The following is a 26,211-nucleotide window of genomic DNA, read 5'->3' as shown; positions in this document are numbered from 1 at the left end:
GCTGCGATCTACCGAGCATATGGTCACATTCTTCGGTAATGGTGATGTCCTATCCTGGAAAACGTTTGCCGGCTGTTACCATCGCCAATCCAAGTAGGCGAGCCCACTTGCGCGGACAGATTGCTCCTTCCCTTTAGCGAAGGACAGAGCTGGCCTGAAGATCTGGAAACTAGGAGAGCTCACATGTGTTCACGCCATTGCTAGACAGAGTCTTACCGGGCCAAGGCCAAGCCAAGGATGGCACGGACGTTAGGGCCAAGAAACACGCCAACCATGCGAATTTGGTCGTAGGTTCAACGCTGAGAGTGAGTCAGATGGCCTGCATTGATACCGGCACCACTTTCCCATTCGATCGATACCCGTCGAAGGAAATTGAAGCCATTCTTAAGAAACAGGCACGCATTCCAGTTTTCGGCCTTCGACACAATCAAGGCACCACGTGCATTCCTTGTTGGAATCGTTGCACGAGAAGCACGGCCAGCACCCGGCACAGCAGTGGCGACGTATGGAGGGGCCTCAGATCGCTACCGAGCTATTGTGGCCGGCCAGGAGACGCCGCGCGCGCCAGGGCACCGAGCGCAGGTCTTTCATTTGGCTGCATTTGAAAGCATCAAAGTCGATGGTGGTCTCACAGCCGAACACCTGTCAGACGCTTTACGCCCAACGTTGCCTTATAGACGATGAACTTGCCTGAGTGGCAACCGCTGGATTCCTATGCAGCGGCCTAAACCTGAGCAACGGCACTGACAAAGAATCCTCTCATCGCCAGCGCCGTCGTCACAGCAAACTATCTCTGAATTCCGGAAGCAGCCATCGTCTCTCTCTCGTCACAATGGTTCTGCTGTTCGGTTATTGATCAGGCATCGATCGGTCGGGCGAAAACCCGCGCGGCGAGTGCGCCGAGCAGTGCGGCAACGCCAAGTGCCAAGAACGCTCCGCCAATTCCGCTTGTAAATGCACCAACGCCGGTAACCAGTAGCGGGCTGGTGAACTGTCCGAGGAAGAAGCACGCGCTCCAGATCCCCATTCCGCGGCCACGGTGCTGCGCCGGAAGCCCGTTCATCGCCCACAGCACCAGAGCAGGGATCAGGATCCCGGCGCCAAGTTGTTGCAGACAAGCAGCCAGCGTCATGACCTGCTCGCTGCGGGCCAGGCCGATTCCGGCCATTCCTGCTCCCATGAGCGAAAGGAAAATGGCAATCTGCCATGAGGAGGGCAACTTTGCGGAGATGGGCTTGAAAAGCAGGCCGCCGAGGAACACGCCGATGTTGGCGATGCCGATCAGCATCCCGACAGTTTCTGGCGACGTCACACCAATTCCGCCGAACGCCAATCCAACCTGTACGATATAGACATAATACAGGCTTGCCGACACGAGGGTCACAGCACCGGAAAGCACGACGTGGCGAACGGGAAACGCAGCGCCATTGTCATGCGAACCGCGTGCATGCTCGACGTCCGGCTCATAGATGAATGCCAGCATCGCTAAAAAGATCGGCAGTGCGACGGCGTAGATCAGGAAGGGCACGTGCCAGTTGATCGCCGCCAGATATCCGGAAAATGTCAGGACCGAAACGCCGAACACGGGGCCGACCGCGGCCTGGAACATCAACCATGTCCGGCGCTGATCCTGCGCATAATAGTCACCGATCAGAGTATTGGTGACAGTCAGGATCGCCGCTTCACAGAGCCCCAGAGCCAATCGGGATGCAAAGATTGCGGTGAGGTCAGACAGAAAATACGGCGCAACACCGACAATACCGTAGATGAAGGTCGACACCAGCAACAGCCGGCGCCGGCCATACCGGTCCGCGAGCCACCCCATGAGCGGAGAAAACAGCGCAATCATCAGGCCCGGCGCGGTGACGGCCAATGGCACGAGCGTCGTGGCGCCGGGCACCGATGCAAACTGCTCGATCATCCGCGGTACGACCGGCGCCAGGGCAACAATCGCAAGGATAGGCAGGAATCCTGCCAGCACCACGACGATGCCCTGGCCTGCTCCTGCGCGTTTCTGCGTCGGCGGCGCAAATTGCGGCTGCCTAATGGCTGTCACGTCCCGCTCTCCCCTATACTCTTTCTGAAGGTCAGATAATTATCGTGATCTTGCGGTTGTCCCGCACGAACGTCGGTTGAAACTGCGGCGGAAAGTAGGGATGCCGAAAGGCAATCTCGCTCGACACATCGTGCACGCCCGCCTGCAATCCCTCCGGTCGCTTGATCAGCACGGTCATGTAGGTGCCAACTTCCCAGCGATCTTCGGTGGCAGCAAGCAGTTCAGCATGCGTGTATTCGCGGCCCCCAACGACGAACCGGTTATCGACCGATCGGTAAGTCTCTCCATCGACCGTGATGTCGATGCCTGCCAGCAGACTGAGACGCGTCCCACGATAGTTTGGCTGGCGCAGACGGACCTGAAAACCGTCATAGGCACCGGGCTCCCCAGTATTGCGAAAGCCGCTGCTCTGGATGTGGGTGCGTTCAAGCATCGAGCTTCTCCTGCGCGGCTTCTGCTTCGCGTTCGAGTTTACGGATGAGACAGTGCTGGCGGCGCACCTGTTCAATTGCGACCCAGGGATCGCGCACGCCTTCATATTCGCTGGAAAGATAGCCCGTATAACCGAGCTTCTTCAGCATCGGGATCACCTTCTCCCAAGGAATGTGGTGGTCGTGCAGGTTCTCGTCGATATGATGGAACTTGGCCTGAATGAAGGGCACGTACTGGATCACGTCGGCAAGGTGCTCCACCGGCACCTTGATGCCGTCCAGGAAGCTCAGAGCGGCAGCGCGGATTTCCGGAGTCTCGCCGGGCCAATAGGGCAACGGCCGGTCCTGGAAGATCCCAGTGTCGATCATGATGCCGAAATTCTTGGTCCCGGTACGCTCGATGAACTCGATGTAGGCATCCGTGACCGGGTGCTTGATCGGGGTCGGAGAGTGGATTTCCGGGACGATCACGATACCCAGCTTGTTCGCGAGATCGAGATTGCGTTCGATCGTCGCTTCCCAGATGGGATGGGGCGTCAACTCTTCGTCGATCACGCCGAACTTGGGTCGAATGAACTTGAACCCGAGGCGATCTGCAAGCCGTAGATCCTGCGCGACCTGCGCAGCCCCCTCCTCGACGCTCATCGTATGATCAAGCGTCAGGCAGGTGTCGAGCCACGAAGCCATGTTGGTTGGCTCGAGCTTGTACTGGTCGATCAGGGCGAACCACTTGTCGAGCCAGGCGCTGGACGGTTCGGGGTATCCGGCAATGTTGGCTTCGCCGAGGATCTCGATGCCGGTGGATCCTGTCTCAGCGACATGATCGAAGGCATCTTCCAGGGTCATGACCGTACCGAGGTCATCGGTGTAGCTGTATAGCGACACGCCGTATTTGAAACCGCTCATAGCGCGGGCTCCTTCACTCGCTTGTGGACCGGGACATAAGGCTCGCAATCTTCGATCTCGGCCAGCTGCGATAGGATATGTGCCGGCATTTCATCGCCGACCATCTTCTGGAGAAATGGCGTGTTGTCGAACACCCAGTCTCGAAGCGGCCGCAGGAACGCCGGGCAATGATGGAAGATCTTGCCGGTGAAATAGGCACCTTGGGTAATCTGTACGGTGTGGGGAATTCGCCGTGTTTCGAACGCGACGAGTGCCGATCGAACTGCAGCCGTATCGGACAAGGATACCGCGTCCAGTTCACGCGCCACGAAGTAGCCGTCTTCGATAGACATGCCTGCGCCGTAGGCCGCATAAGGCGATGTCGGGTGGGCTGCGTCACCGACCAACGTGATACGACCTTTGCTCCAGGCCTTGAGAGGCGGCCTGTCGCGGATTTCCCACCGCTGCATGTGCTCGAGCGGAGTGGCCTCGATCAGATCGCGCACGGTCTTCGAAAAGCCCTTTGCGCGGGTCCGACAGAAGCCGATAAGGTCCTCCGGCGGGGGCGCGTCAGGGTCGCATGCTTCCAGCACCCACCATTCGTACCCCCATTTCCCCTCATGGCGGATCGGCGTGTAGCTGACCTGCGTGGTTCGATTGTGCGCGAGAATGCCAACTCCCTGCGGCTCTTCGTCGAGGAAGAGGTAGCCGCCGACGAGGTGCAAACGCTGATGGCGAATGGGCTTGTCACCCCACAGGTGCTTGCGCACGAACGAGTTGATGCCATCGGCGCCGATGAGCACGTCCGCGTCGTGGCTGAGACCATTGGCGAACTTGAGCCGAACGGAATTACCCTTGTCTTCGATGTGAGTGAGCTGATGATCCAGCTTCACCACGCCCGGCGGAATCGCGTCGATCATGCGCTGGTAAAGACCCCAGCGCAGCAGGCCGATAAATCCGCCTCCGTACTCCGCCTCGACTTCAGCCGGCAGCTGGACGTCAGCGCGACGCTTGCCCCTGGAGTTCTCGAAGTACGTGTGACACGGCGCACCGAGATCCTCGGTATCGACGCCGATGAGCTTCAGCACCTTCTGTGGCGGCGGCCACAGGTTGAGGATGTTGCCAGCCGCCCGAATTTCCTTCGCGCGTTCGAACAACGTGACATCGAAACCGAGCCTGATCGCAGCAAGAGCAGCGGCCATACCGGCGGGCCCTGCGCCAACGATAGCAATGCGGCCTTTGGAGCCGTTCATCCTTCTTCCCTTCCGAATCACTTGCAATTTCAGCGGTGCTTAGATTCATCTAAGCGACGCTCAAATTGGTGACAAGCCTCAATTTGAAAGCTTGCCGGTCAAAGGAAGGTTGCTAGGGGTTTGAGGCATGGGAAAAGTGAGGAAACGCAATGGCGCGCGCTAAGAGCTACCACAAGGAAGACCTGAGGCGCGACCTCCTGAAGGCTGGCCGCGAATTCGTCTCACGGAACGGACATTTGTCGCTTTCTCTTCGATCGCTCGCGCAACAGGTCGGCGTTACTACCGCCGCACCCTATCACCACTTTTCGGATCGTCGGGCCCTTCTCCTTGCGCTCGCGATGGAAGGCTTTGAGGATCTGATTGGGCGAGCGCAAGCGATCGACGCCAAGGCCCTCTCGCCCCTCGATCAATTGATAATGATGGGGCATTCGTTCCTCGATTTCGCTGCCGAGCAGCCCCGCATGCTTGAACTGATGTATGAGAGCGAATTGACCATCCCGACGCTTGATCCGGCTTTGCTCGAGTATCAGCAAAGAGGGTATCAAGCGTTGCTGGGAGCAATCACGAAAGCGATGCCCGACGCCCCATTCGACGATAGATCCATGCGCGTGATGGGGTTCTGGTCCACGATCTACGGGCTTGCACTTCTGCGCAACAAGCAACTGATCCAGCCCTATGAGCCTGAAAGCAGGGAATCAGCAGACATCGATCGAACCGTGGTAGCGCGTAGCGCAAGGGCTGCACTCGGAGAGTGACAAGATGCAAACCGCTCTCACAGGGTTCAAGCCATGGACGTCCACTTCTTGCGGCAGAAACTCCGGCCATTGCTCCTTCCGTTCAAGAGACTCCTTTTCTGTAAGCCGGCAGCGGCCGACGTGGTCATAAAAAGGCGCGAGAACTTGCAGCCTCTCAACACATTCGAAGAATGCCGGTATTCACAAAAGCACGCAGCCTTGGTTGGCATACTGTGAGCACGGACCAATACGATACAACGCACGCATGAAATGGCATTCGGATCAGGGAGCCAGGTTCGAATACATCCGTTCGCAAAGACGATTGAGGTCGTCGATTTCCTGATCGGCTACATCGTGAAAAGCCTGCCGCCCGATCCGACTGACCTTCTCCTGCACGATTTCCAGCAATTGGCTGCCCCGCTCCGACAGCATGACTTCAGTCGAACGGGCGTCCTCCGCCGAGGGCTGGGTGGTGATCAACCCTTCGGCGGTCATGCGCTGGATGATCTTGGCCATGGTGGAGACCTTGGTGACAGCTTCCATCGACAGTTGCGTGATGGTGCACTTGTCATGCTTTTGAAGCAGGGCAAGCACGCGCCAGCGGGGTACGTCCACACCCAGCGGCTTCAGTGAGGCGTCCATCCGCTGCTGATAAATGGCGGTGAGGCGGGCAAGATGATAGAAAGGCCAGCTGTGGATCTCGAACTCAGTTTCCACGGGATCCATTGCGGCCGGCAGCCGCTCGCCATCATCAACCATCGACATCCCAGACAGCCTGAGCTTCCTTCCTGCACCTGCCTGCCGCGATGGCAGGCCTTTCCATTGCCTACAAAAGCGCGCCAGCCACAGCAATAGGACATCGCCCTCACGGCGAACCAGTCGGACTGTTGCCGTTAAAGCAACACCTGACAGCGGAACCGGTATGGAGCTGGCACCGATCCACGCCTTAGATAGCTGCCGTGTGATGGTCATGGGCCGTCGACATGCGCTGGGTCTTGGAGGGCAAGGGATGACTGAACGGAAGCTCTACGACGTCATCGTCATCGGAGGCGGGTTTGCAGGGCTGATCGCCACACGTGACCTCAAGGAGAAAGGCAAGAGCGTGCTCTTGCTCGAGGCGCGCGACCGACTGGGCGGACGCGCATACTTCCAGACTTTTCCGGGCACCGACAAGCAAGTCGAGCTTGGCGGAACCTGGGTCATGCCGCAATATATGAAAGAAGTGGGGCGCGAGATCGAACGTTACGGCTGGCAACTGGCAGGCAGCGAAGTCGGGCCGCTAAAGTTCCTCTGGCATTTTGGTGGCGAGGACGAAGATGCCTTTCCGATATCGCCCGACGAACGCTACGCCTTCGAGCGTGCGCTTTTCCAGATCGGCCTCGATGCGCGCCGGATCGACACGAGCCGTCCGCGCGACAAGCAAAACCTCGCTGACCTCGACATATCCGTCGCCGATTACCTGAAACGAATGGATCTGCCCCAGCGGGTTTATGATCTCATTTCCGCCTATGCCCGGATCGGCTCAGGCGCTGCGGTCGAAGACTGGTCAGCGCTGATGGCCCTTTCGCTCGTGGCCGCTTACGACAACAGTCCATACGCATGGTTCGCATCGGTGACGACCCGTTTCCGCGACGGCACTGCCGAACCGGTCGCGACCCTGGCTGCAGGCGCCGAAACCGTCCGGCTCAACTCGGTCGTCACGTCGATCGAACAGACTGCCCATGATATTGCCGTCACACTCGCAAGCGGTGAGCGGTATGCGGCCGGCGCGGCGGTGCTGGCCGTGCCGGTAACACTGTGGTCAACGATCACCTTCTCTCCCCCTCTCAATGTTGCCAAGCGCGATGCCGCTGAACGGGGCCATGCCGGTCGCATGGGCAAGGTCTGGATCATGGTAGATAACCTGGAGGAGGACATCTCCTCTTTCGGCGGCGATACAGACCTGTTGTTTCTGCAGACCGAATACCGCCTGCCTGGCCGGAGCATACTCGTGGGCTTCACATCACCACCAAACCTGATCGACGTAGCAGACCACCAGGCGGTCGTGCGAGCGGTTCATCAACATGTTCCCTCGGCAAATGTCATCGCCACCTTTGCACACGACTGGAGCGCCGACCCCTTTGCGCGCGGAGCCTGGGTGGCGAGCCCGGTCGGCCAACTCTCGCGCCATGCAACGGGGTTACGCAGTCCGGAAGGACGGCTCAGCTTCGCGGGCTCTGACCTGGCGATGCGGTGGATAGGTTGGATCGACGGCGCCATCGAAACAGGTCACCAGGCTGCTGACGAAGCAGCGACTCATTGTAAACAGCAATAATCGGAAATCGAACGAGTTACGCACCGGTCTCGTGCGGTAACGAGGCTCATACAAGCAGCTCGGCGAAACCGGCTATCCGTAAGCCCACATGCGTCCGCGGAGCCAGAGCGATGGCATTTGAGCCGGGACAGGCTGGTCACACACCCGATGGCAAATGAGCCGCGCCCAAGACTGAGCCTCACAGCCTAAAGGCTGTGGGCAATCCAGATCTTCTGTCCGGTCTCATCAAGATTGCCCGAGACACGAACCTTGTCGCCCGCCTTCATATCCGCTGCGGCAAAGCAGATGACATGAATGCCGCAGTCCAGATCGGCCTTGGCGATATACAGCGGCAGCTTGCTCGCGAAACGCGGTTCATTACTGCGCCACAAGGTCGTCACGGCAAGAATGGTGCCGGTGTCGACCACAGCACTGTCCACCAGATCATCCGACAGGCAATTACGGCATACATCGCGTCGCGGGTATTGAAGTTGGCCGCAGGTCTGGCAGGATTGCACGTCGATCATCGGCCTGCCCCTTCCAGGATAACCGCTCCAGTCGCAAGGCAGCGGTCGTGAACCACCATGCCGTAGCCGCTCGCGAGCGCAATGTGCGCATCGGCGACGCGATGGCCCAAGGTCTGCCCGGTTATTTGCCGCAGCGCCTCGACCACTGGCAGGAAGCCACCTGCCGCACCAGCCTGCCCGCATGATAGCTGCCCACCGCAGGTATTGACCGGCAGGTCGCCATCGACCCGCAGTGAACGAGACCGAAGCAATTGCGGAGCTTCACCCTTATCGCAGAATCCCAGATCCTCCAGTTGCATGGCGACGATCACAGGATAATCGTCATAGACCTGCACGCAGTCCACCTCGTTCGGGCCAAGACCGGCCTGCGCATAAAGCTGGTCACGATCCTGCAACCAGCCCCCCCGCGTAGCCACTGGATCGGAGAAAAAGGCATTATGACGCTCGATCGCCCCTTTAATGATCGCATGGGGCAGACCCAGGCTTGCCGCTTTCTCCTGCGACATGACCAGAAAGGCTTCTGCCCCAGCGCAAGGCATCACGCAGTCGAACAGGTGCAGCGGTTCAGCAATGGGCGGCGCTGCAAGATAACCGTCAAGATCCAGAGGCTTGGATCCCAGCAGCGCATTGGCATTGCCTTGCGCATTGGCACGCTGGGCTACGGCGATCGCACCGAAATCTGCGCGGGTCGCACCGAATCTCTGCATGTAGTTGGCAGTAATTAGGGCAAATACCCCGTTAGGCCCTGGCGCGCCGTACGGTCGGGCCGACTCATCGGAGAACCGACTGAAATTGGCGACCAGTTTCGAAAAACTCTCGGGGTTGGCCGTGTCGCCCGCGATGCAGGCGACCACGTTGGCATCGCCCGATTGAATGGCACGGGCTGCGCGGCGCAGGGCCATCACCCCACTCGCACCACCGGTAGGCAGCCACTCGATCCAGCGCGGAGACATGTCGAAATGCTCGGTCAGCGCAACGGTAGTATCGTTCCCCATCGTGAAGGAAGTCGCGGCAAGGCCGTCGATCTCCTCCTTGCGCAGCCCGCTCTGCTTGAGCAGCTCGCGAAGGGCGCTGCCGATCCACCACGGCGCGGCCCTGTCGCTGAACCGGCTGTACGGGACCGTTACAGGCACCGCTACGGCAACGCCGGCGAAATCCTGCACGCTCGTCATGCCTTATGCCGCCTGGCGTCGCGAATGAGCTTGTAGCCTGCTGCTTCGCGGTCCCAGGCATCGACCGTAATGCCTTCTTCACGCAATTTGTACTTCTGCACCTTGCCATTCTCCGTCCGGGGCAGTTCGTTCACGAACCGCACGAAACGCGGAACCGCATAATAGGCCATTCGCGGCTGGCAGAAATCCAACAATTGCTCATGTGAAAGGTCGGCACCTTCGGTCAGCACCACAGATGCCATCACTTCGTCCTCACCGTGTTCGGAGTCGACCGAATAGACTGCTGCAATCGCCACCGCAGGATGGCTCAACAGAACCTGCTCGACCTCGTAGGCGGAGATATTCTCACCCCGGCGTCGAATGGCGTCCTTGATCCGGTCCATGAAGTAGAAGTAACCTGCCTCATCGCGATAGACACGATCGCCGGTATGGAACCAGAGGTTGCGCCAGGCTGCAACGGTCTGTTCGTGCAGATGGAAATAGCCGCTTGATGTCGAGAACGGCTGCTCCGGCCGAATGAGCAATTCACCGGGTGTGCCGTCGGCAACCTCGTTGTCCCATTCGTCCACGACCTTCGCCTGGAACCCATCGCGCACGCGCCCCATGCTGCCGGGTTTGCCCTCGGCCACCTTGTCCCCGATCACGAAGCAGGTTTCCGTCGATCCGTAGCCATCAACCAGGCCGATCCCGAATCTGTCGGTGAAGTCCTGGTGAAAATGCCGCGGGACGCCGGGCGCCAGCGCACGCCGCACGCGATGGCGGTTATCCTCCGGGTGCCCGGGGGTCGCCAGCAGGATGGATACCATTGCGCCGAGCAGATAGGTCACCGTCGCCTTGTGCTCGACCAGCGACTTGCTGAAGCCGCTTGCCGAAAAGCGCTCCAGAGCCACGACCGACGCGCCCGACAACATGGCCGAGAACACCGTCGCTAGCGCGTTCACATGAAAGAGCGGCAGACTGGTGAGAAGAACATCGTCGGCCGTCAGCTCGAGAATCTCGACGGAATGATGGCCCCACCAGTAGAATTGGGCGTGGGGGCAGCAAACGCCCTTGGATGGCCCGGTCGTCCCTGACGTGTAGATGATCATGGCCGTGTCCGAAGGCTGGCACGGCACAGGCTCGCGAGGTGTCGTGAGCGGCGGCAGCGGTTCGACGTCCCAGTCTGCCGATATAGCGGGAACCTCGCCCTGCTCCGGCAGAACCCACAGCGTCTCCAGTGCCAAACCCTCGCGTGCAATATGGTCCAGCGCGGGGAGGACATCGGCCTCGGCCGCCAGCAGTCGCGCGCCACTATTGGCAAGGATGTGGTGGAGCTGCGGCCCGCGTGACGCCTTGTTGATCGGGACCGCAACCGCGTTCAGCCACGCGCAGCCCAGCAGCAGGTCGAACAGCTCTACGCGATTGCCGCAAAGAATGGCGACACGATCACCCGGCCCCACGCCTGCCGCTTCAAGGACAGTCGCCATTCGGGCAGCCCTGTCTTCAAGCTGCGCAGCGGTGAGCTGGAGTCCGCTTATGCTCAGGAACGTCTTGTCGCCGCCGTCTACAGCGCACCGACGGAGCATGGCAGGGATGGTGCGCAAGGTGTTCTCAGAAACCTGTTGAATGCGCTGACTGTCTTTCATGGCCCCCCGCCTACATGTTGCTAGCGGGGCTCTGCACTGCCCCGGCAACGAAATGACTGAACGATTCTTGTTGCATATGCAAGTAAATTTCCGAAGGTGGCCTTGCTGTATCGTAACAGACTGACGAGCTTCCTTGGATCCGGTCCAGACGCCTGTGGCGCAACGCCATGTATGCGAAGGACGAACGGGCTTGTAAGGGAATGGGGAAGTTCGAAACTGCGGCCGATTTGATGGTTCAGAAGCAAGAAGTCCTGAAATCGGCCGAGAGGGCCAAAGCCGGGTGGATTCGTCGAAGCCCCATAGAGGTGAGACCAACTGCCGTTGTTTCACGGCTTGGAGCTTACCCGAGAGGATAATCTGGCCAAGCCAGCTATGAGCCTTATTATCGGCGGCGACTTGGAAGCAACTGGCGGACCCGAATGGATAGAGCTGACGCCGTCATTGTCGGGGCCGGAGTTGTTGGCCTTGCCATTGCCGAAACTCTGGCAAGACGCGGCATACCGGCGCTGATCCTGGACGGGGAACCGCATTTCGGTTCATGGACGAGCAGTCGCAACAGCGAAGTCATTCACGCGGGAATCTATTATTCTCCAGGCTCGCTCAAGGCGCGTCTTTGTGTCGAGGGGCGCGACAAGATCTATGCCTTTTGTGAAAGCTCGGGCGTACCGCACAAGCGCCTCGGCAAGATCATATTCGCGCATTCGCCCGACCAATCCGGCGAACTCGACGCAATAGAACACGCCGCAGATACTGCAGGCGCGGGAAAGCTGGAGCGTCTGACCAGCGGCCAGGCAAAGCGCCTGGAGCCCGAACTGGATGTGGCCGATGCCCTGCTTTCTCCCATGACCGGCATAATCGATGCCCATAACTATATGCTGGCACTGATCGGTTCGGCACAGGCCAGGGGCGCAAACCTCGTGTGCTCGACGAAGGTCATCCGGGCCACCCGCTCATGGGATCTGTGGCACATCTGGATCGAGGGAATGGACGCCCCGGTGCTCGAAACGCCGATCCTGGTCAATTCCGCCGGGCTGGCTGCGCAGACACTGGCGCGATCCATCGAAGGCCTGCCTGCAGACCGGGTGCCGCCGCTTCGCCTGGCGCGCGGGGTCTACTTCGCACACAGTGGCAGGCTCCCGTTCAATCACCTGATCTATCCAGTTCCCGAACCCGGGGGGCTCGGCACGCACCTCACGCTGGATCTTGCCGGACAGGCCCGTTTCGGCCCCGACGTAGAGTGGATCGACGATATCGACTACACTGTCGATCCGGCCCGAAAAGAGCGCTTCGTAAATGCAGCCCGGCGGATCTGGCCGAAGATCGATCCGGATCGTCTGCAACCTGGCTATGCCGGCATCCGGCCAAAATTGTCGGGACCGGACCAACCTTCAGCAGATTTCCTTATTGAAGGGCCAGGAGAGCACGGGCTGCCCGGTCTCGTGAATCTGTTCGGCATCGAATCTCCCGGATTGACAGCCTCCCTGGCCATTGGTGATCTTGTTGCCCAAAAACTGTCTTAAGCATCTGTAAAATAGTCAGAACTGCAAGTTCCACTTCAATGCTGCGGGACACGATCCCAGGGCGACACCGCCTTTCGTCGAACCGAACTGCAGACACTCTCATACCTACAGAAACGGTGCATCCGCTACCTGGCGCCAAGCCGTTGAAGTCACGTGATCTACCCCTGACTCCGGCGATCCCTGCAACTTGCCGCCTTCTCCGGCGTTCTAATTTGAGTACGCTAAACAAGGAGCATGGGGCATGGCCTTAGAATGTGTCGCCTATCGCGATTCCAAGGGAGGACTGCACGCCAGCCTCGAAAAAGCCACTCTCGAAGACCTTGCGGCCGTACTGGGCCGCGTCGGGGACGAGGGCGGCATGACGGCTGGCGTGGCAAAACTCATTTTCGACAAGCGCGCGGACATCGAACGCGTGTTTGCAGAGCACGATCAGCTGAACTTGCACAGTGAGCACGCGGCAACGGTGGAACGACTTCACGCCGTCTGAAAGCTTTCGAGAAAGATCCCAGAGACCCACGAAAGGCTTGTCACGGAGCGTTCGATCCTGCCTTGTACCGTCAAGGACAGGCACAGAGAGACTCGATGACTCAGAACGACGCACGGATCGTCATCTGCCCGGCATGCGCAACGGCCAACCGGGTTCCGGCCGCAAAACTGGGTGCCGGGGGCAAATGCGGCAAATGCGCTTCTCCGCTGTTCACTGGAGCGCCCCTTACGCTCACATCCGCCAACTTTGACGCCCATGCGTCGCGAAGCGACATTCCCCTGCTTATCGATTTCTGGGCTTCCTGGTGCGGCCCCTGCCGACAGATGGCCCCCGCGTTCGCCGCCGCTGCGCCGCAACTCGAACCTCACATGCGCCTCGGCAAACTGGACACGGAAGCGGAGCGCGCCATTGCCGCCCGCTACGCGATTCAGTCCATTCCGACCCTTGCCGTAGTTTCCAAAGGACGCGAAGTCGCGCGGCAGGCTGGCGCCATGCCAACGAGTGCCATCGTCGCCTGGGCAAAGAGCGCCATCGGCCGATAATTCGAATTCTCGTGGTCAAATTCCCCGCAGTTGCTTGCCTGTCCCCTTGCACCGCGACTAGATGCGCGCTCGCCTCAAGCTGCCTAAGTGCAGCGGGGCATTGTATTTTGATGTTTCGGAGAAGGATCGCCAATGGCCCTCGCACCGGGTGCGACAAGCAGCACTGACCCCCAAGTCGGCGACGAAGGCCCCAGCCCGCACATCGATGCGCCAGAACTGCGCCTCTTCGTGATGGCCCTGTTCTTCATCTTCGGCGGCATCACATCGCTCAACGACGTGCTGATCCCGAAGCTGAAGGAGCTTTTCACGCTCAACTACATGCAGGCGATGCTCGTCCAGACGGCATTCTTCGCCGCCTATGCCATCATCTCGATCCCGGGTGCGGCGCTCGTCAAGCGTGTGGGCTACATGCGCGGCGCGGCCATCGGCCTGCTGACCATGATGGCCGGCTGCCTGCTGTTCATCCCGGCCTCCGCCAGCGCCACCTTCGGCGTATTCCTTTTCGCCCTATTCATTCTCGCGGCAGGCGTCACAATCGTTCAGGTCGTCGCCAACCCACTCATCTCGCTACTGGGCCCGGTCAAGACCACCCACTCGCGCCTGACTTTCGCGCAGGCGTTCAACTCGCTGGGCACGACGATCTTCCCCTATGTCGGCACGATCATCATGCTGGGCGGCCTCGCCGCAGTCAGCGCCGCAGACCTGTCGGGCGCGGAACTCGCGGCCTATCGGGTCGCGGAAACGGCCGCGATCGAACGCGCCTACCTTGGACTTGCCGTAGCGCTGGCCGTCATTGCCGGCGTCGTGTGGTTCAACCGCAACCGCCTCAAGGGCGAGAAGCATGAAGGCGGGTCGATCCTCAGGAGCTTCGACCTCATGCGCCGCCTGCGCTTCGGCTTCGGCGCCAGCTGCATCTTCCTCTACGTCGGCGCGGAAGTCGCGATCGGCTCGTTCATCGTCAACTACATGATGCAGGAAAACGTGCTCGGCCTCACCGAACAGGCCGCCGGCAAGCTGATCCCGCTCTACTGGGGCGGTGCGCTGATCGGTCGGTTCATCGGCTCGGCCCTGCTGCGCATGGTCAGCCCGGGCAAGATCCTCAGCTTCAATGCCGCCTGCGCGATTGGCCTGATCCTGCTTTCGACGCACACCACCGGCGTGGTCTCGGGTTACACCTATCTCGCCATCGGCCTGATGAACTCGATCATGTTCCCGACGATCTTCAGCCTCGCCTGCGAAGGCCTGGGCAAGCGCGCCGCGGACGGTTCGGGCGTGATCTGCGTGATGATCGTAGGCGGCGCGGTGATCCCGCCACTGACCGGTCATCTTGCCGACGTGACCGGAAGCCTCGAGATCGCGCTCGCACTGCCGGCCCTGTGTTATGCCATCATCGCCCTGTTCGGCTGGTACGCGAGAAAACCCGTCACGGCCTGACGGACAGGATTGCCGGGCAATATCCCGTCCTTGCTGAGGCGGGATATTGTGATGGCGACGCCCAAGCCCTATCTCCGCCCGCGAAAAGCAGCCACGCGGGGATCGCCGGTACGTCATGAGCAGCACCAAGCGCCTGCTGGCATCGATTCACGATGTCGGCCCCCGGTTCGAGGCTGAGGTCGATCAGCTCGCCGAACTGCTGGAGAACCGACTGGGCCAAGGCCGCTTCGCCATGCTGGTCGTTCCCGACCACTGGGGCGCGGCCCCTCTTCGCGAAGACAAGGCATTCCAGTCCCGGCTACGCGCGTGGTCCGATAGCGGGATCGAGATGTTCGTCCATGGCTGGTTCCACCGCGACACGGCCCGGCACGTCGGCGCGGCGAGCTTCAAGGCGCGGCACATGACGGCCGGAGAAGGCGAATTCCTCGGCCTCGACGAAGCCACCGCGCTGCGCCTGATGCGAGAGGGAAAGGCCCTGATCGAAGATGCCATCGGCCGCGAAGTGGCTGGCTTCATCGCTCCGGCCTGGCTCTACGGGGAAGGGTCGCTGGCCGCACTCCGGCAGGCCGGCTTCGCCCTCGCCGAGGATCACTGGAAAGTCTGGAACGCAACTAGCGACAGGGTACTCGCCAAGGGGCCCGTCATCACCTGGGCGAGCAGAAGCACAGCGCGCACGGCCTCTTCGCTGGCATTTGCCGCTCTTGCCCGCACGGTCCTGCCCCATGCACTCGACACCGTGCGCATCGCCGTCCATCCGGGCGACGTGACCAAGCCATCTCTGCTTTCCAGCATCGACGCCACGTTGAGCCGTTTTGCCCGCAGTCACCACCCGGCGCGTTACGCCGATCTGTCCTGAGCGAGCCCGTTCCCGGCAGCAATGCCCGGATGACACTTCGGCGTCGAATTTCGATCTCTCAGATGACAGCCTGAGCTGCCGTCACAAACCGGAAATCTGGCGCCCATAGGAGCACGCCCGCAAAAGAAAAAACCTTGTCCCGCAACTGTGGACGAGGTCATTTGGCGGCGTCAGGGTGGACATGCACGGCTCTCTCAGGATCGCAGTTCCGATTCACAGTCTCGAACCTGGCGGCGTGGAGCGCGTCGCGCTGGGTCTGGCCAGTGAATGGGATCGCGCCGGCCACAGGGTCACGATCGTGCTCGGACGCTCAGGCTGCGCAAATCTGTGCAGTGCACCTGCGCTCGACTACTGGCAGATCCCGACCAGACTGCCGACGGCTTCCTGGGAAACGCCCTGGATGGTGCACAGCCTGTACAGCTTCCTGATTGAGAACCGGGTCGACGTCCTGTTTTGCCCGGGCAACACCTATGCCGTCGTTGCCGCGGCGGTGAAGCTGCTGCTGGGCGATTGCGCGCCACCGATGATCCTGAAGGTAAGCAATGCGCTCAATCGCCCGGACATGCCGCCTCTGATGCGCCGCGGTTACGACTCCTGGCTTCGCTTGCACGGGACCGTATTTGATCGCCTCGTCGCGCTGTCCGAGCCTATGCATCGCGAAATCCGTGAGCGCACTCTCGCCCTCCCCGAGCAACTGGCGACGATCGCCAACCCCCTGTTGCCGCGCAAACGTCTCAACCTGTTGAGCCGGATCGAGCGCCGCCATACCAAGGTCTGGAGCACCCGGTACCTGACGGCTGGCCGTCTCGTCCCGCAGAAAAACTTCCCCTTGCTGCTGCGTGCCTTCGCCCGGGCGGCCCGCCCCGACGACACCCTGACCATCGCCGGCGAGGGCCCGGAGCATGATGCGCTGGTGCTGCTTGCCACGGAACTGGGGATCGCCGGTCGGGTGCGTTTCACCGGATACCTGGCGAGCATCGACCCGCTGTTGGCAGAGGCCGATGCCTTCGTCCTCAGTTCGGACTACGAAGGGCTACCCGGCGTCATCGTCGAGGCTTTGGCAGCCGGATTGCCGGTTCTTGCCACCGATTGCTGCGTGAGCATGTCCTACCTGCTCGACAATGGCCGGACCGGGGTTCTCGTCCCGGCCCGCTGCGAGGAGAGCTTAGCCAGGGGGCTTGTCGCGATCCGGCAGTTCCGCACCGATCCTGCAAGAGCGCGACAAATAGCCTCCGGCTTTGAACTGGAAGGCGCGGCCCGGCGCTACATCGAGCTGATGAACGACGTCGTGCGACAGAACGAACGCAATCGCCAGCGCAAGCTCACGATGAGCTGCCTATCATCCCAAACCCACGGCCCGCGCCTGAGCTGACCAGCCCCTAATCGGAGAACTTCGTGTCCGAACCCGCCGCCATCCTGGCAAATGACGCAGCTGCCATCGAGCTGACGCCGTTGGACCGCAAGTCCACCCGCGGCCGCAATGCCGTGTTCTCGATCGTGCTCTCGCTGGCCGTCATTGCCACCGTCTTCCACGAGATGAGCCGGCTCGACATCCACCACGTCCTCGGCATGATCCCGGTATCGCCGGGCTTCTGGGTCGTCTTTGCCGCTGCCTATTTCGTTGCACCGGCAAGCGAATGGGTGATCTTCCGCCGTCTGTGGACCATCCCGCCTGCCGGTTTTCTCGCCCTGCTGCGCAAGAAAGTCTACAACGAGCTGTTGCTGGGCTACCTCGGCGAGGCCTACTTCTACACCTGGGCGCGGCGCCGCGTTTCGCTCGATGCAGCACCATTCGGCGCGGTAAAGGATGTCGCGATCCTCTCGGCCATGGCCGGCAATGGCGTCACCGTCCTGCTTCTCGTCGTGATGCTCCCGATGATCGGATCGACCCAGCTCGGGCTCGATGCACACATGCTCACCCTTTCGCTGGGTGTAATCCTCGCGATTTCCGTGGCAGCGACGATCTGGCGGCGACGCGTCTTCACCCTCCCACGCGCCGAACTGTCGATGATCATGCAGGTCCACCTTGCCCGCATCGGCCTTTCTACCCTGCTTTCGGCGCTACTCTGGCACATCGTTTTACCCGACGTCCCGCTCTCCTGGTGGCTCTATCTCGCCACGCTGCGCCAGCTCGTATCGCGCCTGCCTCTGGTGCCCAACAAGGACCTGCTCTTCGCCGGCGTTGCTGTCGTAGCGCTGGGCCATGAACGCGATATCGGCGCGCTTATGGCGCTGATGGCCGGCCTGATTCTCGCTGCCCATCTCGTACTAGGCAGCCTTCTTGCGATCAACGATCTGGCCAATCCGGAGAAGCCGGCGTGACTGCCCTGCCCCTCGCCCTGCCAATGCTTGCCGCAGCCGTGATCCCCTCGACGCCGGAGTTGGGGCAGGCCGAAGGGCGTTGCCGCCCGGGCGAGCGCGGCCCCTCGTTCCTGGTCAGGGTCGACGGTCTCAAGGACCGCAAGGGCACTCTCAAGCTCGAGGTCTACCCGGACAACAACAAGGACTTCCTCGAGGACGACAACATCCTCATCAGCGAGGGCAAGACCTTCCGCCGCGTAGTGGCGCCGGTGCCGACGACGGGCACCCCGGTCATGTGTATCCGCCTGCCCGGTCCCGGAACCTACGCGGTGAGCCTGCTTCACGACCGCGACGAGAACAGAAAGTTCGGATGGCGCACGGACGGCATCGGCTTTGCCGGAAATCCGCGTCTGGGCTGGGGCAAGCCCAAGGCGGCCAAGGCCAGCGCCGAGGCCGGCAACGGTCCCACGTCCATCACCATCGTCCTCAATTACCAGCATGGCCTGGGCGTCGCGCCGCTCGATCGCGCTCGCTAGAAAGGATCACCGCCCGATGAAGATCGTCGATGTCTGCGCCTTCTATTCGCCCATGGGCGGCGGCGTACGCACCTATGTCGAGCAGAAGCTGCAGATCGGCCCGCGGTTGGGCCACGAGATCGTGATTATCGCCCCGGGCGACGAAGACGCAGTGATCGAGCGCGGACCCGGAGCGCGCATCGTGACCGTAAAGAGCCCACGCTTTCCGCTCGACCGCAAGTACTGGTACTTTCCGGCGGCCGAACCGCTATATGCCGCGCTCGATGCCGAAGCACCGGACTTCGTCGAAGCGACTTCGCCCTGGCGCAGTGCCGGCCTTGTCGCCGAATGGCCGGGGCCAGCACCGCGCAGCCTGATCATGCATGCCGATCCCCTGTCGGCCTATGCCTACCGCTGGTTCGGTCAGGTCTTTTCGCGCAAGACGATCGACTGGCAGTTCTCGGTCTTCTGGGAGCACTTGCGCAAGCACAGCCGCAAGTTCGATCATGTCATCAGCGCCAACAGCGATCTCACCCGGCGCCTGCGCGAAGGCGGCGTCGCCAATACCACGACGATCGCCATGGGCGTGGAACCGGGATGCTTCTCTCCCGATCACCGCGATCCCGCGCTGCGCGCGCGGCTTCTGGCCGATTGCGACCTGCCCGAAAGCGCCACCCTGCTTCTCGGCGTTGGTCGGCTTGCCCCGGAGAAACGCTGGCCCATGGTCATCGACGCAGTCAATGCCGCAAGCCAATGGGCACCGATCGGCCTCGTCATGCTGGGCGAAGGGCGCGAAGAGCGCACGATCCTCAAGCACAACTCGGGCAACCCGCATATCCGACTGTTCCGGCCCGAACGTAACCGGCAGACCTTCGCTCGGCTCATGGCGAGCGCCGACGCACTCGTCCACGGCTGCGAAGCGGAGACCTTCTGCATGGCGGCGGCCGAGGCCCGCGCCAGCGGCACGCCGGTTATCGTTCCGGATGGCGGCGGCGCGGCCGATCACGCAGCCGGCGGTGCAGGCCGGACTTACGTCTCGGGCAATGCCGCCAGCTGCGCCCTTGCCATCCGCGACATCGCTGTCAGCCGCCCACGCCCGGCCCTGCGCGCCCGATCCATGGAAGAGCACTTCGCCGATCTGTTCAGCACTTACGAGGCGACTACGGCAGACACCCGCAGCGCCGCCTGAACTGCGGTCAGATGGGCAGTTCGGTCGTCGACTTGATCTGCGAGAGGGCCACCGTGGAGATCACTTCCTGGACCCCGGGAAGCTGCGAGAGTTCCTCGAAGAAGAACCGCTCGTAGGCGTTGATGTCCTTTGCCACGACGCGGATCATGAAATCGACCGCGCCCATCAGCACGTAACAGTCCAGCACCTCGGGAAACTCGCGGATCTTGCTGGCGAACTCGTCGAGGTTGGCCCGGCCATGCGCTGTCAGCTTCACCTGTACGAAAACGTGAGCGTTGAGCCCCACCTTTTCGCGGTCGACAAGAGCCACACGCCGCTTGATCACGCCTTCGCGTTCGAGCCGGTCGATCCGCCGCCAGCACGGGGATGCGGACAGCCCCACCCGTTCGGCGATCTGGGCTGTCGTTTGATTCGCGTCGCGCTGGAGTTCACGGAGAATCTTTTTCTCATAGGCATCAAGTTCGATCATTATGACCTGATATCCTCAAAATTCAGGTCTGTCCTTCCCATATTGAAAGCAGACGAGCTCCAATGAGGTGAGAATTCCCTCCTCACCTCCGCGATAATCGCGACGACACCAACCGGAGCCTTGAAAAGATGACTGCCGCTGCCAACCACGAATTGCCGCGCGTGGAATATGTCCGCCTGATCGACGAAGCTGCTCGTCTCGACGGCGTGATTGCCATTCATTCCACCGCGCGCGGCCCCGCGGCAGGCGGCTGCCGCCTCTGGACCTATCCCGATGCGCAGACGATGCTTGCCGATGCGGCCCGCCTTGCAGAGGGCATGAGCTACAAGAACGCCATGGCCGAACTGCCGTTCGGCGGGGGCAAGTCCGTACTGCGGCGCCCGGAAGGGGATTTCGACCGCCGCGCCCTGTTCGAGGCCTTCGGTCGCGAAGTCGAGAAGCTGGGCGGACGCTACGTCACCGCCGAAGATGTCGGCACCGGCGTGGAAGACATGGAATTCGCAGCGCTTCACACCAGCCACGTCGCCGGTCGCAGCGCAAGGCCGGGCTTCGCCGGCGGCGACCCTTCCCCCTGGACCGCCCTGGGCGTGTTCGAAGGCATGAAGGCGGCCGCCATGTTCGCTTATGGTTCGTCGCTGTCGGGCATGACGGTTGCCGTTCAGGGTCTGGGAAGCGTCGGCGCCGAACTGTGTCACATGCTCGCCAGGGCAGGGGCGCAGCTAGTCGTGGCCGATATCGTCGATGAACGCGCCGCCGGACTTGCCGACAAGCTCGGGGCCAGGGTGGCATCGGTCGGGGACATCGCCGGGGTGGATGCGCAAGTCTTCGCGCCCTGCGCCCTTGGCGGTGCGCTGAACGATGCCGCGCTCGACGTACTCAGGGCCAAGGTGGTCTGCGGCGCTGCGAACAACCAGCTCGCCGCCCCGCATATCGCTGGCCGCCTGCTGGACATGGACGTCACTTACGCGCCCGACTACGTCGTCAATGCCGGGGGAATCATCAATGTATCGGCGGAATACCTGCACGAGGACGAGAACCAGGTCCGCGCCCGCGTCATGCGCATCGGGCCGCGTACGGCCGACATTCTCGAGCAGGCCGGCGAACTGCACCTGCCCACTTCACAGGTGGCCAACCGCATTGCCGAACAGCTGATGGCGCAGCCCGCCCAAGCCAACACCTGATCCGCTAGGGTATGGACCCATCGATCTAATGTAATGGGGAAATTCAGGTTCGCGGTGCGGAGCCTGAAGCACGAGCGATTTCCTTTGGCTGACGGACGAGCGGATGGCGCGCCGTCAGCCCTTTTTTCGATGAGCCATCGTCGCGAGCGGGTTGATGACCCGCGTGATCCGCGCGGGATTATCCTTGTCAATCGTGTTGGGCTGAGACAGCGGGATACACCGCGTGACCACGCCCTGGAAATGTCGCTCTACAATCAATGGGAACGGTGGAGCGACAGGGGCTCCTTCAATCGCCTGACAGAGTGCCTGGCACATCTCAGCCCCCCCCCCTTATCGCAAGACGAATATGCTCGGCGCCGTCCATCTCAAAGCGCGCCGTACAACATCCAGCCTTGGGGTGAAAAAGGGGGGCGGGATGCCTGATCGGACGAAACAAGGGTGGCATGCTGCATAACAGGTGAGTTATGCGAACGCTCGTCCGATCTGCTTCTTCACGACCGCTGGGCAGGTCCGCACCTATACTGGCGGCGCATCGCGACGTGCCACTGTCGATGCCTGAAAGCCTCCTCCTTTTCTGGCGCAGGCGTCACTGCGACCGCCAACTTCTGGCTCCGATCAATAACTTCTGAGCCTGCCCAGAAAATTGATCTTGACAGCTCTGGACGCATTGCAGATGTTGGCCAAAGAATTTTAAACATAAAGTATTTGTGCGCTTGGCGCTTCCATGGGGGGTTTTCTTTTGACTCAACAATCGACTACGTTCGGGTATGTAACGCGTTCGCTGCTTGCAGCGGCGCTTTGTGGCTGCTCTTCTGTCGCGCTTGCACAAGAAAGGCCTGAACCCCAGTCTGCAGGCAACGCCCCCGGGGAAGGCGAAATCATCGTGACGGCACAGCGCCGGGCGGAGCCACTGCAAAAAGTGCCGATCTCGATCGCCGCATTTGACGGCGCTGCACTCGCCCAATCGCATATCAACGATCCGCGTAGCCTTGCGGTCGCCACACCCGGCCTCCAGATCGCCGGTTCTTTCCAGTTCTCCAAGCCTGTGTTCGCGATCCGCGGCATCAGCTTCAAGAGCTTCAATGCCACCGACCAGCAGGCAGTCGGCGTGTATCAGGACGAAGTCTTCATTGCTGCGCGCTCAGGCCAGCTGGCGCAGATGTACGACCTGGCAAGTGTTGAGGTGCTGCGCGGCCCGCAGGGCATTCTTTATGGCAAGAACACCACCGCTGGCGCGATCAACTTCAATTCCAAGCAACCGGGCGACGATTTCGAAGGCTATATCACTGCCAGCGCTGGTGAATTCTTTCAGCGAGGCATTGAAGGCGGCGTGACGATCCCGCTTAACGAGCAGCTTTCAGTGCGCTTCGCCGGCACTTATGACCGCCGTCAGGGCGTAGAGTTCAATGATTTCACCAGCCACCGTACCTATGGCTATCGCACCTATGCGGGTCGCGCTATCGCCCGCTACAAGGCGAGCGAAGACGTCACGATCACGGCGAACGTGCATGCCGCCAATACCAAGGCGAACCCGAACTACTATTACAGCCGTGGCCTGGTCCCGACCGGTACCGGCGAGCTTGGCGACATCAACGGTTTCGTCGCCAGCAAGGATTTCTACACGATCTCCAGCCCCTACCAGAACGAACGCGAACGCATCCGTCAGAAAGGCGCGATCCTCCGTATGGAAGCCGATCTGGGCGGCGCGAATCTCGTATCGGTGACGTCCTATGACCGCACGCGTTATTCGACATGGGAAGACACCGACGCTTCCCCCGCGGAAGTCGCGACGGTCGACTATCATGACCTCAGCCGTCAGGTCTCGCAGGAAATCCATCTGGCATCGGACAATGACAGCCCCCTGTCATGGCTCGGTGGGCTGTATTATTTCCGCGAGCGCCTGACCGCAAGCAACATCACGACCTTCTTTGGCGGCACAAGCGATCAGAGCTACAACCAGAAGACCGCCGATTATGCGGCCTTTGGTCAGGTTACCTATCAGGTCACGGACAAGCTGAACCTGATTGCGGGCGCGCGCTATACTTACGAAAAGAAGAGCATCAGCTTCCTGACCATCGACGACGGCGTATATGATTTCTCCGGCGTACCGGTCACATTGGTGGATGCGTACACCAAGCGCACGTTCAAGGCGCCGACATATAAGGTCGGCGTGAACTATCAGGTCGATCCCACCAAGCTGCTTTACGCCAGCTTTAACCGGGGTTTCAAAACAGGAGGCTTTAACGGCACCGTGTTCGTGCCTGGCGAGTTCACGACCGTCAAACCGGAATATGTGAACGCCTATGAAATCGGCCTGAAATCGAGCTGGCTCAATCGTGCCGTCACGTTGAACCTCGCCGGATTCTACAATGACTTCAGCGATATGCAGGTATTCAACTTCGTTGACGGCGTGGTGCCCGTTACGCAAGTTGTCAATGCGGCAAGTGCACGCACTTATGGCTTGGAATTCGACCTGATCCTGCGTCCGGTTTCCGCATTCAAACTCCAGTTCGCCGGTACCCTGCTCGATGCGAAGATCAAGAAGGTCACCATAGCCAACCTCTCTTCACTGTCTGGCAATCGTCTGCCGCTGGCGCCGCGCCTCAATCTGACGGCCTCGGCACAATATGCCTTCACACTGGGCGAAGGCGTAACGCTGACGCCTCGGGCCGAAGCGACATATAACAGCCGTCAGTATTTCGATAACAATCAGGACCCGTTCGCCAGTCAGAAGAGCTACACGATCACCAACGCGTTTCTCAGCCTTGAGAACGAGAATGCGGGGCTGACGATCGGGGCCTTTGTGAAGAATGTCTTCGAAACGCACTACCTCAACGAGTCCGTGCCTTTCTCTCCGATGAGCATCTACTTCACGAAGCACGGCGATCCGCGCACTTTCGGCCTGTCGGTCACCAAGACCTTCTGAGAAAAGCAATAACAAGGGCCGCTCCTATGCCGGGGGGCGGCCTTCATCACCCCATAGAAGAGTATCAATATGATCGCCTTTCCCGACATAATCTCCAGTTCCATCGCTGCGGAAGATTGGGAGCCGTTCGAAGTCGGTGAAGTTCACATGCTGCGAGACGATGGCGATGGCAAGCTCTCCGCAGGTTTCTGGCGCGCCACTCCGGAACAGGCACAGGGAAGCACGAAAGTACCCTGCCATCAGAACGAGATTGTCTATATCATCCATGGCCATCTTACTGTGGAGACCTCCGGTGGAGAGATTCATGAACTGAAGGCCGGAAGCTGCGCATCGTTTCTCAAGGGCAGTGTCAATACATGGACGGTAAACGAGCCCACACTGGAGTTCTTCGTGTATTCATAAGGCCACTGTCGGCTTATGGTTGGCATGGCTTCCATTTGCGATGATGAACGCCAAAGGTCGGAAAAAGACGTTCCTATCCGACCGTCACCCTCTCCAAATGGCCGCCATTCGCCCGTATCGGGTCGGCCCGAGTGGCTGGGCATCTGCGTTTCAATCCAAATTCCCAATAGCGAGATCGAACGGCTCTTGTGCATGACCGAAGATCGAAAACCTTCGTTCAATCTAGATAGCTGTCATGTTCGGCGAGCCATATAGCTCGCCTTTCATGTCGATGACAAAGCTTCGCAACGCTTGAATTACATGGTTTGTCCGACGCGCATCTTTGTCATATTTCGCGAACAGAACGGACAGGATCTTCGCGCTGCGCCTTATCCCGTCAGCGCGAAGACCGCCGCAAAGGCGATGGCCATGAAGACGAGCAGGCCAAGCAGGACGCCCAGCCATTTACGATAGGGCAATTCGTCGACAACGATCAGATGGTCGGGCAAATCCGGCAGCCGTTCGCCAGGATCCGGCAGATCGGGGAAGTCTTCCGAAGTTTCCCGGCCGCCATTCCACGCAGGGTGGCGCGATACGAGGTTGGGCCCGCTTACCGCGCTGACCAGTGCGAGCTTCTCGAAGGCGATCGCCATGTTCTGCTCGTCGACGTGGCGCGCCAGCGCCTGCATTTCCGGATCGTCATTGGCATGGCCCGGCACCTGCCGCACGAGCCTGCCCATCTGCGTATCGAGCGCGTGGAGCCGATCGATCGCTTCAAGCGTACTGCGCCTGTCACCGCTCTTGAGCGCAAGCTGCAGACGGGTGAGCGATAGCGTATTGGCGCGGCACAGTTGCAGGCCGAGACGCAGGTCCTTGCGCAAGGCCTCCGTTTTCAGGTCTGCTTGGGCGTCGGCCAGCTCACTCTCGCCGCTTCGTGTCGGGCAGGTACTCACGATCTTGTCTCCACTTCGTCCATGCCCCGGACAAGGCGCATAGTCGCTTGGCGCTTCGTTGAGGAAGCCCGATTGAGATTGGACGAGAACCGCGCGGGACGTGCCGACATCGGTCCATCGCGGCGCGAACAGGACGCCCCTCGTGAAACCAAGACACGCGTACGCATGCCGTACCCGCACGTGGCGGGCCCGTAGTCGCTTCTCAGAAAATGTGGCGCGCCGTCAGGCGCCGATGCGCCAGACCTGCGCCGTGTCACGGCGGATCGTGCAGAGCTTTCGCGCCCCTTCCCACAACTCGGCATTGCGATGGGGCGCTTCCGAATAGGCCACGATCAACGCGCCGCTGGCATCTTCGGCCTGAAACTCGATCTTCTTGTCCAGCCCTCGACCGTCATCCGAAAATCTCAGCGTATAGGTTGCCATGGTCTCTCCTCCATGCTGCGGGACTCGCGGGCGGATACATAGCATAAGATATCGGCCC

Annotated in this window: 25 protein-coding genes; 14 read left to right on the top strand and 11 right to left on the bottom strand. The window is 60.8% G+C overall.

Going from position 1 to position 26,211, the window contains the following annotated elements; translation table 11 throughout:
* Positions 1-856: 856 nt before the first annotated feature.
* The 4 genes from SPHV1_RS19095 to SPHV1_RS19080 all read right to left on the bottom strand — a co-directional run bounded on the left by SPHV1_RS19095 (position 857) and on the right by SPHV1_RS19080 (position 4,625).
* Complete coding sequence (locus SPHV1_RS19095; protein WP_197277751.1) at positions 857-1,984, bottom strand: MFS transporter; 1,128 nt, start codon at positions 1,982-1,984, stop codon at positions 857-859.
* Between the two features lie 103 nt (positions 1,985-2,087).
* Positions 2,088-2,489 (bottom strand): DUF6379 domain-containing protein, encoded by a 402-nt coding sequence (locus SPHV1_RS19090; protein WP_054947593.1) that lies wholly within the window; start codon positions 2,487-2,489, stop codon positions 2,088-2,090.
* Complete coding sequence (locus SPHV1_RS19085) at positions 2,482-3,393, bottom strand: sugar phosphate isomerase/epimerase (RefSeq protein WP_054947592.1); 912 nt, start codon at positions 3,391-3,393, stop codon at positions 2,482-2,484. Before SPHV1_RS19085 ends, SPHV1_RS19090 begins: the two co-directional genes overlap by 8 nt.
* A complete protein-coding gene (locus SPHV1_RS19080) occupies positions 3,390-4,625 on the bottom strand; it encodes an NAD(P)/FAD-dependent oxidoreductase (protein ID WP_054947591.1) in 1,236 nt (411 codons plus the stop codon). The genes SPHV1_RS19085 and SPHV1_RS19080 overlap by 4 nt, the downstream gene beginning before the upstream one ends.
* Positions 4,626-4,774: 149 nt before the next feature.
* Between SPHV1_RS19080 and SPHV1_RS19075 the strand changes: the two genes are divergently transcribed.
* Positions 4,775-5,380, top strand: a complete 606-nt coding sequence (locus SPHV1_RS19075) for a TetR/AcrR family transcriptional regulator (RefSeq protein ID WP_054947590.1) — start codon at positions 4,775-4,777, stop codon at positions 5,378-5,380.
* Between the two features lie 261 nt (positions 5,381-5,641).
* Here the strand turns inward: SPHV1_RS19075 and SPHV1_RS19065 are convergent, their stop codons facing one another.
* Positions 5,642-6,124 carry a MarR family winged helix-turn-helix transcriptional regulator gene (locus SPHV1_RS19065; protein ID WP_054947588.1) on the bottom strand — a complete coding sequence of 161 codons (483 nt, stop codon included), beginning with the start codon at positions 6,122-6,124 and terminating at the stop codon, positions 5,642-5,644.
* Positions 6,125-6,281: 157 nt separating this feature from the next.
* On the opposite strand from SPHV1_RS19065, the gene SPHV1_RS19060 reads away from it, so the two are divergent.
* Complete coding sequence (locus SPHV1_RS19060) at positions 6,282-7,673, top strand: NAD(P)/FAD-dependent oxidoreductase (protein ID WP_082431071.1); 1,392 nt, start codon at positions 6,282-6,284, stop codon at positions 7,671-7,673.
* 185 nt (positions 7,674-7,858) lie between these two features.
* Here the strand turns inward: SPHV1_RS19060 and SPHV1_RS19055 are convergent, their stop codons facing one another.
* The 3 genes from SPHV1_RS19055 to SPHV1_RS19045 are packed head-to-tail and all read right to left on the bottom strand — an operon-like array spanning position 7,859 to position 10,976.
* Entirely contained in the window at positions 7,859-8,179 is a 321-nt protein-coding gene (locus tag SPHV1_RS19055; RefSeq protein ID WP_082431070.1) for a Zn-ribbon domain-containing OB-fold protein, read from the bottom strand.
* Positions 8,176-9,351, bottom strand: coding sequence for a thiolase family protein (locus SPHV1_RS19050; protein ID WP_054947585.1), 1,176 nt, complete (start codon positions 9,349-9,351; stop codon positions 8,176-8,178). The genes SPHV1_RS19055 and SPHV1_RS19050 overlap by 4 nt, the downstream gene beginning before the upstream one ends.
* Entirely contained in the window at positions 9,348-10,976 is a 1,629-nt protein-coding gene (locus SPHV1_RS19045; protein WP_054947584.1) for an ATP-dependent acyl-CoA ligase, read from the bottom strand. Before SPHV1_RS19045 ends, SPHV1_RS19050 begins: the two co-directional genes overlap by 4 nt.
* Before the next feature lie 419 nt (positions 10,977-11,395).
* Here SPHV1_RS19045 and SPHV1_RS19040 point away from each other — a divergent pair, with 419 nt between their 5' ends.
* The 9 genes from SPHV1_RS19040 (at position 11,396) to SPHV1_RS19000 (ending at position 19,820) form a co-directional block, all read left to right on the top strand.
* Positions 11,396-12,496, top strand: coding sequence for an NAD(P)/FAD-dependent oxidoreductase (locus tag SPHV1_RS19040; RefSeq protein WP_054947583.1), 1,101 nt, complete (start codon positions 11,396-11,398; stop codon positions 12,494-12,496).
* 241 nt (positions 12,497-12,737) lie between these two features.
* A complete protein-coding gene (locus SPHV1_RS19035) occupies positions 12,738-12,983 on the top strand; it encodes a hypothetical protein (protein WP_054947582.1) in 246 nt (81 codons plus the stop codon).
* Between the two features lie 95 nt (positions 12,984-13,078).
* A complete protein-coding gene (gene trxC, locus SPHV1_RS19030) occupies positions 13,079-13,525 on the top strand; it encodes a thioredoxin TrxC (RefSeq protein WP_054947581.1) in 447 nt (148 codons plus the stop codon).
* Between the two features lie 132 nt (positions 13,526-13,657).
* On the top strand, positions 13,658-14,959 hold the full coding sequence (locus tag SPHV1_RS19025) for a sugar MFS transporter (RefSeq protein ID WP_054947580.1): 1,302 nt from the start codon (positions 13,658-13,660) through the stop codon (positions 14,957-14,959).
* Positions 14,960-15,074: 115 nt separating this feature from the next.
* The gene (locus SPHV1_RS19020; protein WP_054947579.1) at positions 15,075-15,815 is read left to right on the top strand and encodes a DUF2334 domain-containing protein; all 741 of its coding nucleotides are present in this window, start codon (positions 15,075-15,077) and stop codon (positions 15,813-15,815) included.
* Between the two features lie 181 nt (positions 15,816-15,996).
* Positions 15,997-17,187 (top strand): glycosyltransferase, encoded by a 1,191-nt coding sequence (locus SPHV1_RS19015; protein WP_054947578.1) that lies wholly within the window; start codon positions 15,997-15,999, stop codon positions 17,185-17,187.
* Between the two features lie 23 nt (positions 17,188-17,210).
* Positions 17,211-18,137 (top strand): hypothetical protein, encoded by a 927-nt coding sequence (locus tag SPHV1_RS19010; RefSeq protein ID WP_054947577.1) that lies wholly within the window; start codon positions 17,211-17,213, stop codon positions 18,135-18,137.
* 23 nt (positions 18,138-18,160) lie between these two features.
* Positions 18,161-18,652: a DUF2141 domain-containing protein gene (locus SPHV1_RS19005; RefSeq protein ID WP_156367395.1), complete on the top strand. Its 492-nt coding sequence runs from the start codon at positions 18,161-18,163 to the stop codon at positions 18,650-18,652.
* A 16-nt stretch (positions 18,653-18,668) separates the two neighbouring features.
* On the top strand, positions 18,669-19,820 hold the full coding sequence (locus tag SPHV1_RS19000; protein WP_054947614.1) for a glycosyltransferase: 1,152 nt from the start codon (positions 18,669-18,671) through the stop codon (positions 19,818-19,820).
* A 7-nt stretch (positions 19,821-19,827) separates the two neighbouring features.
* Here the strand turns inward: SPHV1_RS19000 and SPHV1_RS18995 are convergent, their stop codons facing one another.
* Positions 19,828-20,289, bottom strand: a complete 462-nt coding sequence (locus SPHV1_RS18995; protein ID WP_054947575.1) for an Lrp/AsnC family transcriptional regulator — start codon at positions 20,287-20,289, stop codon at positions 19,828-19,830.
* A 128-nt stretch (positions 20,290-20,417) separates the two neighbouring features.
* Here SPHV1_RS18995 and SPHV1_RS18990 point away from each other — a divergent pair, with 128 nt between their 5' ends.
* The 3 genes from SPHV1_RS18990 (at position 20,418) to SPHV1_RS18980 (ending at position 24,798) form a co-directional block, all read left to right on the top strand.
* Positions 20,418-21,470, top strand: coding sequence for a Glu/Leu/Phe/Val dehydrogenase dimerization domain-containing protein (locus tag SPHV1_RS18990; RefSeq protein WP_054947574.1), 1,053 nt, complete (start codon positions 20,418-20,420; stop codon positions 21,468-21,470).
* Between the two features lie 883 nt (positions 21,471-22,353).
* Positions 22,354-24,396 carry a TonB-dependent receptor gene (locus SPHV1_RS18985; protein WP_197277750.1) on the top strand — a complete coding sequence of 681 codons (2,043 nt, stop codon included), beginning with the start codon at positions 22,354-22,356 and terminating at the stop codon, positions 24,394-24,396.
* Positions 24,397-24,465: 69 nt separating this feature from the next.
* Positions 24,466-24,798: a cupin domain-containing protein gene (locus SPHV1_RS18980; RefSeq protein ID WP_054947572.1), complete on the top strand. Its 333-nt coding sequence runs from the start codon at positions 24,466-24,468 to the stop codon at positions 24,796-24,798.
* A 368-nt stretch (positions 24,799-25,166) separates the two neighbouring features.
* Here SPHV1_RS18980 and SPHV1_RS18975 read toward each other — a convergent pair whose 3' ends face one another.
* Both SPHV1_RS18975 and SPHV1_RS18970 read right to left on the bottom strand, forming a co-directional pair.
* Entirely contained in the window at positions 25,167-25,730 is a 564-nt protein-coding gene (locus SPHV1_RS18975; protein WP_054947571.1) for a hypothetical protein, read from the bottom strand.
* Between the two features lie 222 nt (positions 25,731-25,952).
* Positions 25,953-26,153, bottom strand: coding sequence for a hypothetical protein (locus SPHV1_RS18970; protein ID WP_231634753.1), 201 nt, complete (start codon positions 26,151-26,153; stop codon positions 25,953-25,955).
* Positions 26,154-26,211 lie beyond the last annotated feature (58 nt).

Source organism: Novosphingobium sp. KN65.2 (assembly GCF_001368935.1).
Taxonomy (GTDB): domain Bacteria; phylum Pseudomonadota; class Alphaproteobacteria; order Sphingomonadales; family Sphingomonadaceae; genus Novosphingobium; species Novosphingobium mathurense.
The sequence above is the reverse complement of the archived record's forward strand: the minus strand, read 5'-3'. Positions and strand labels throughout refer to the sequence as shown.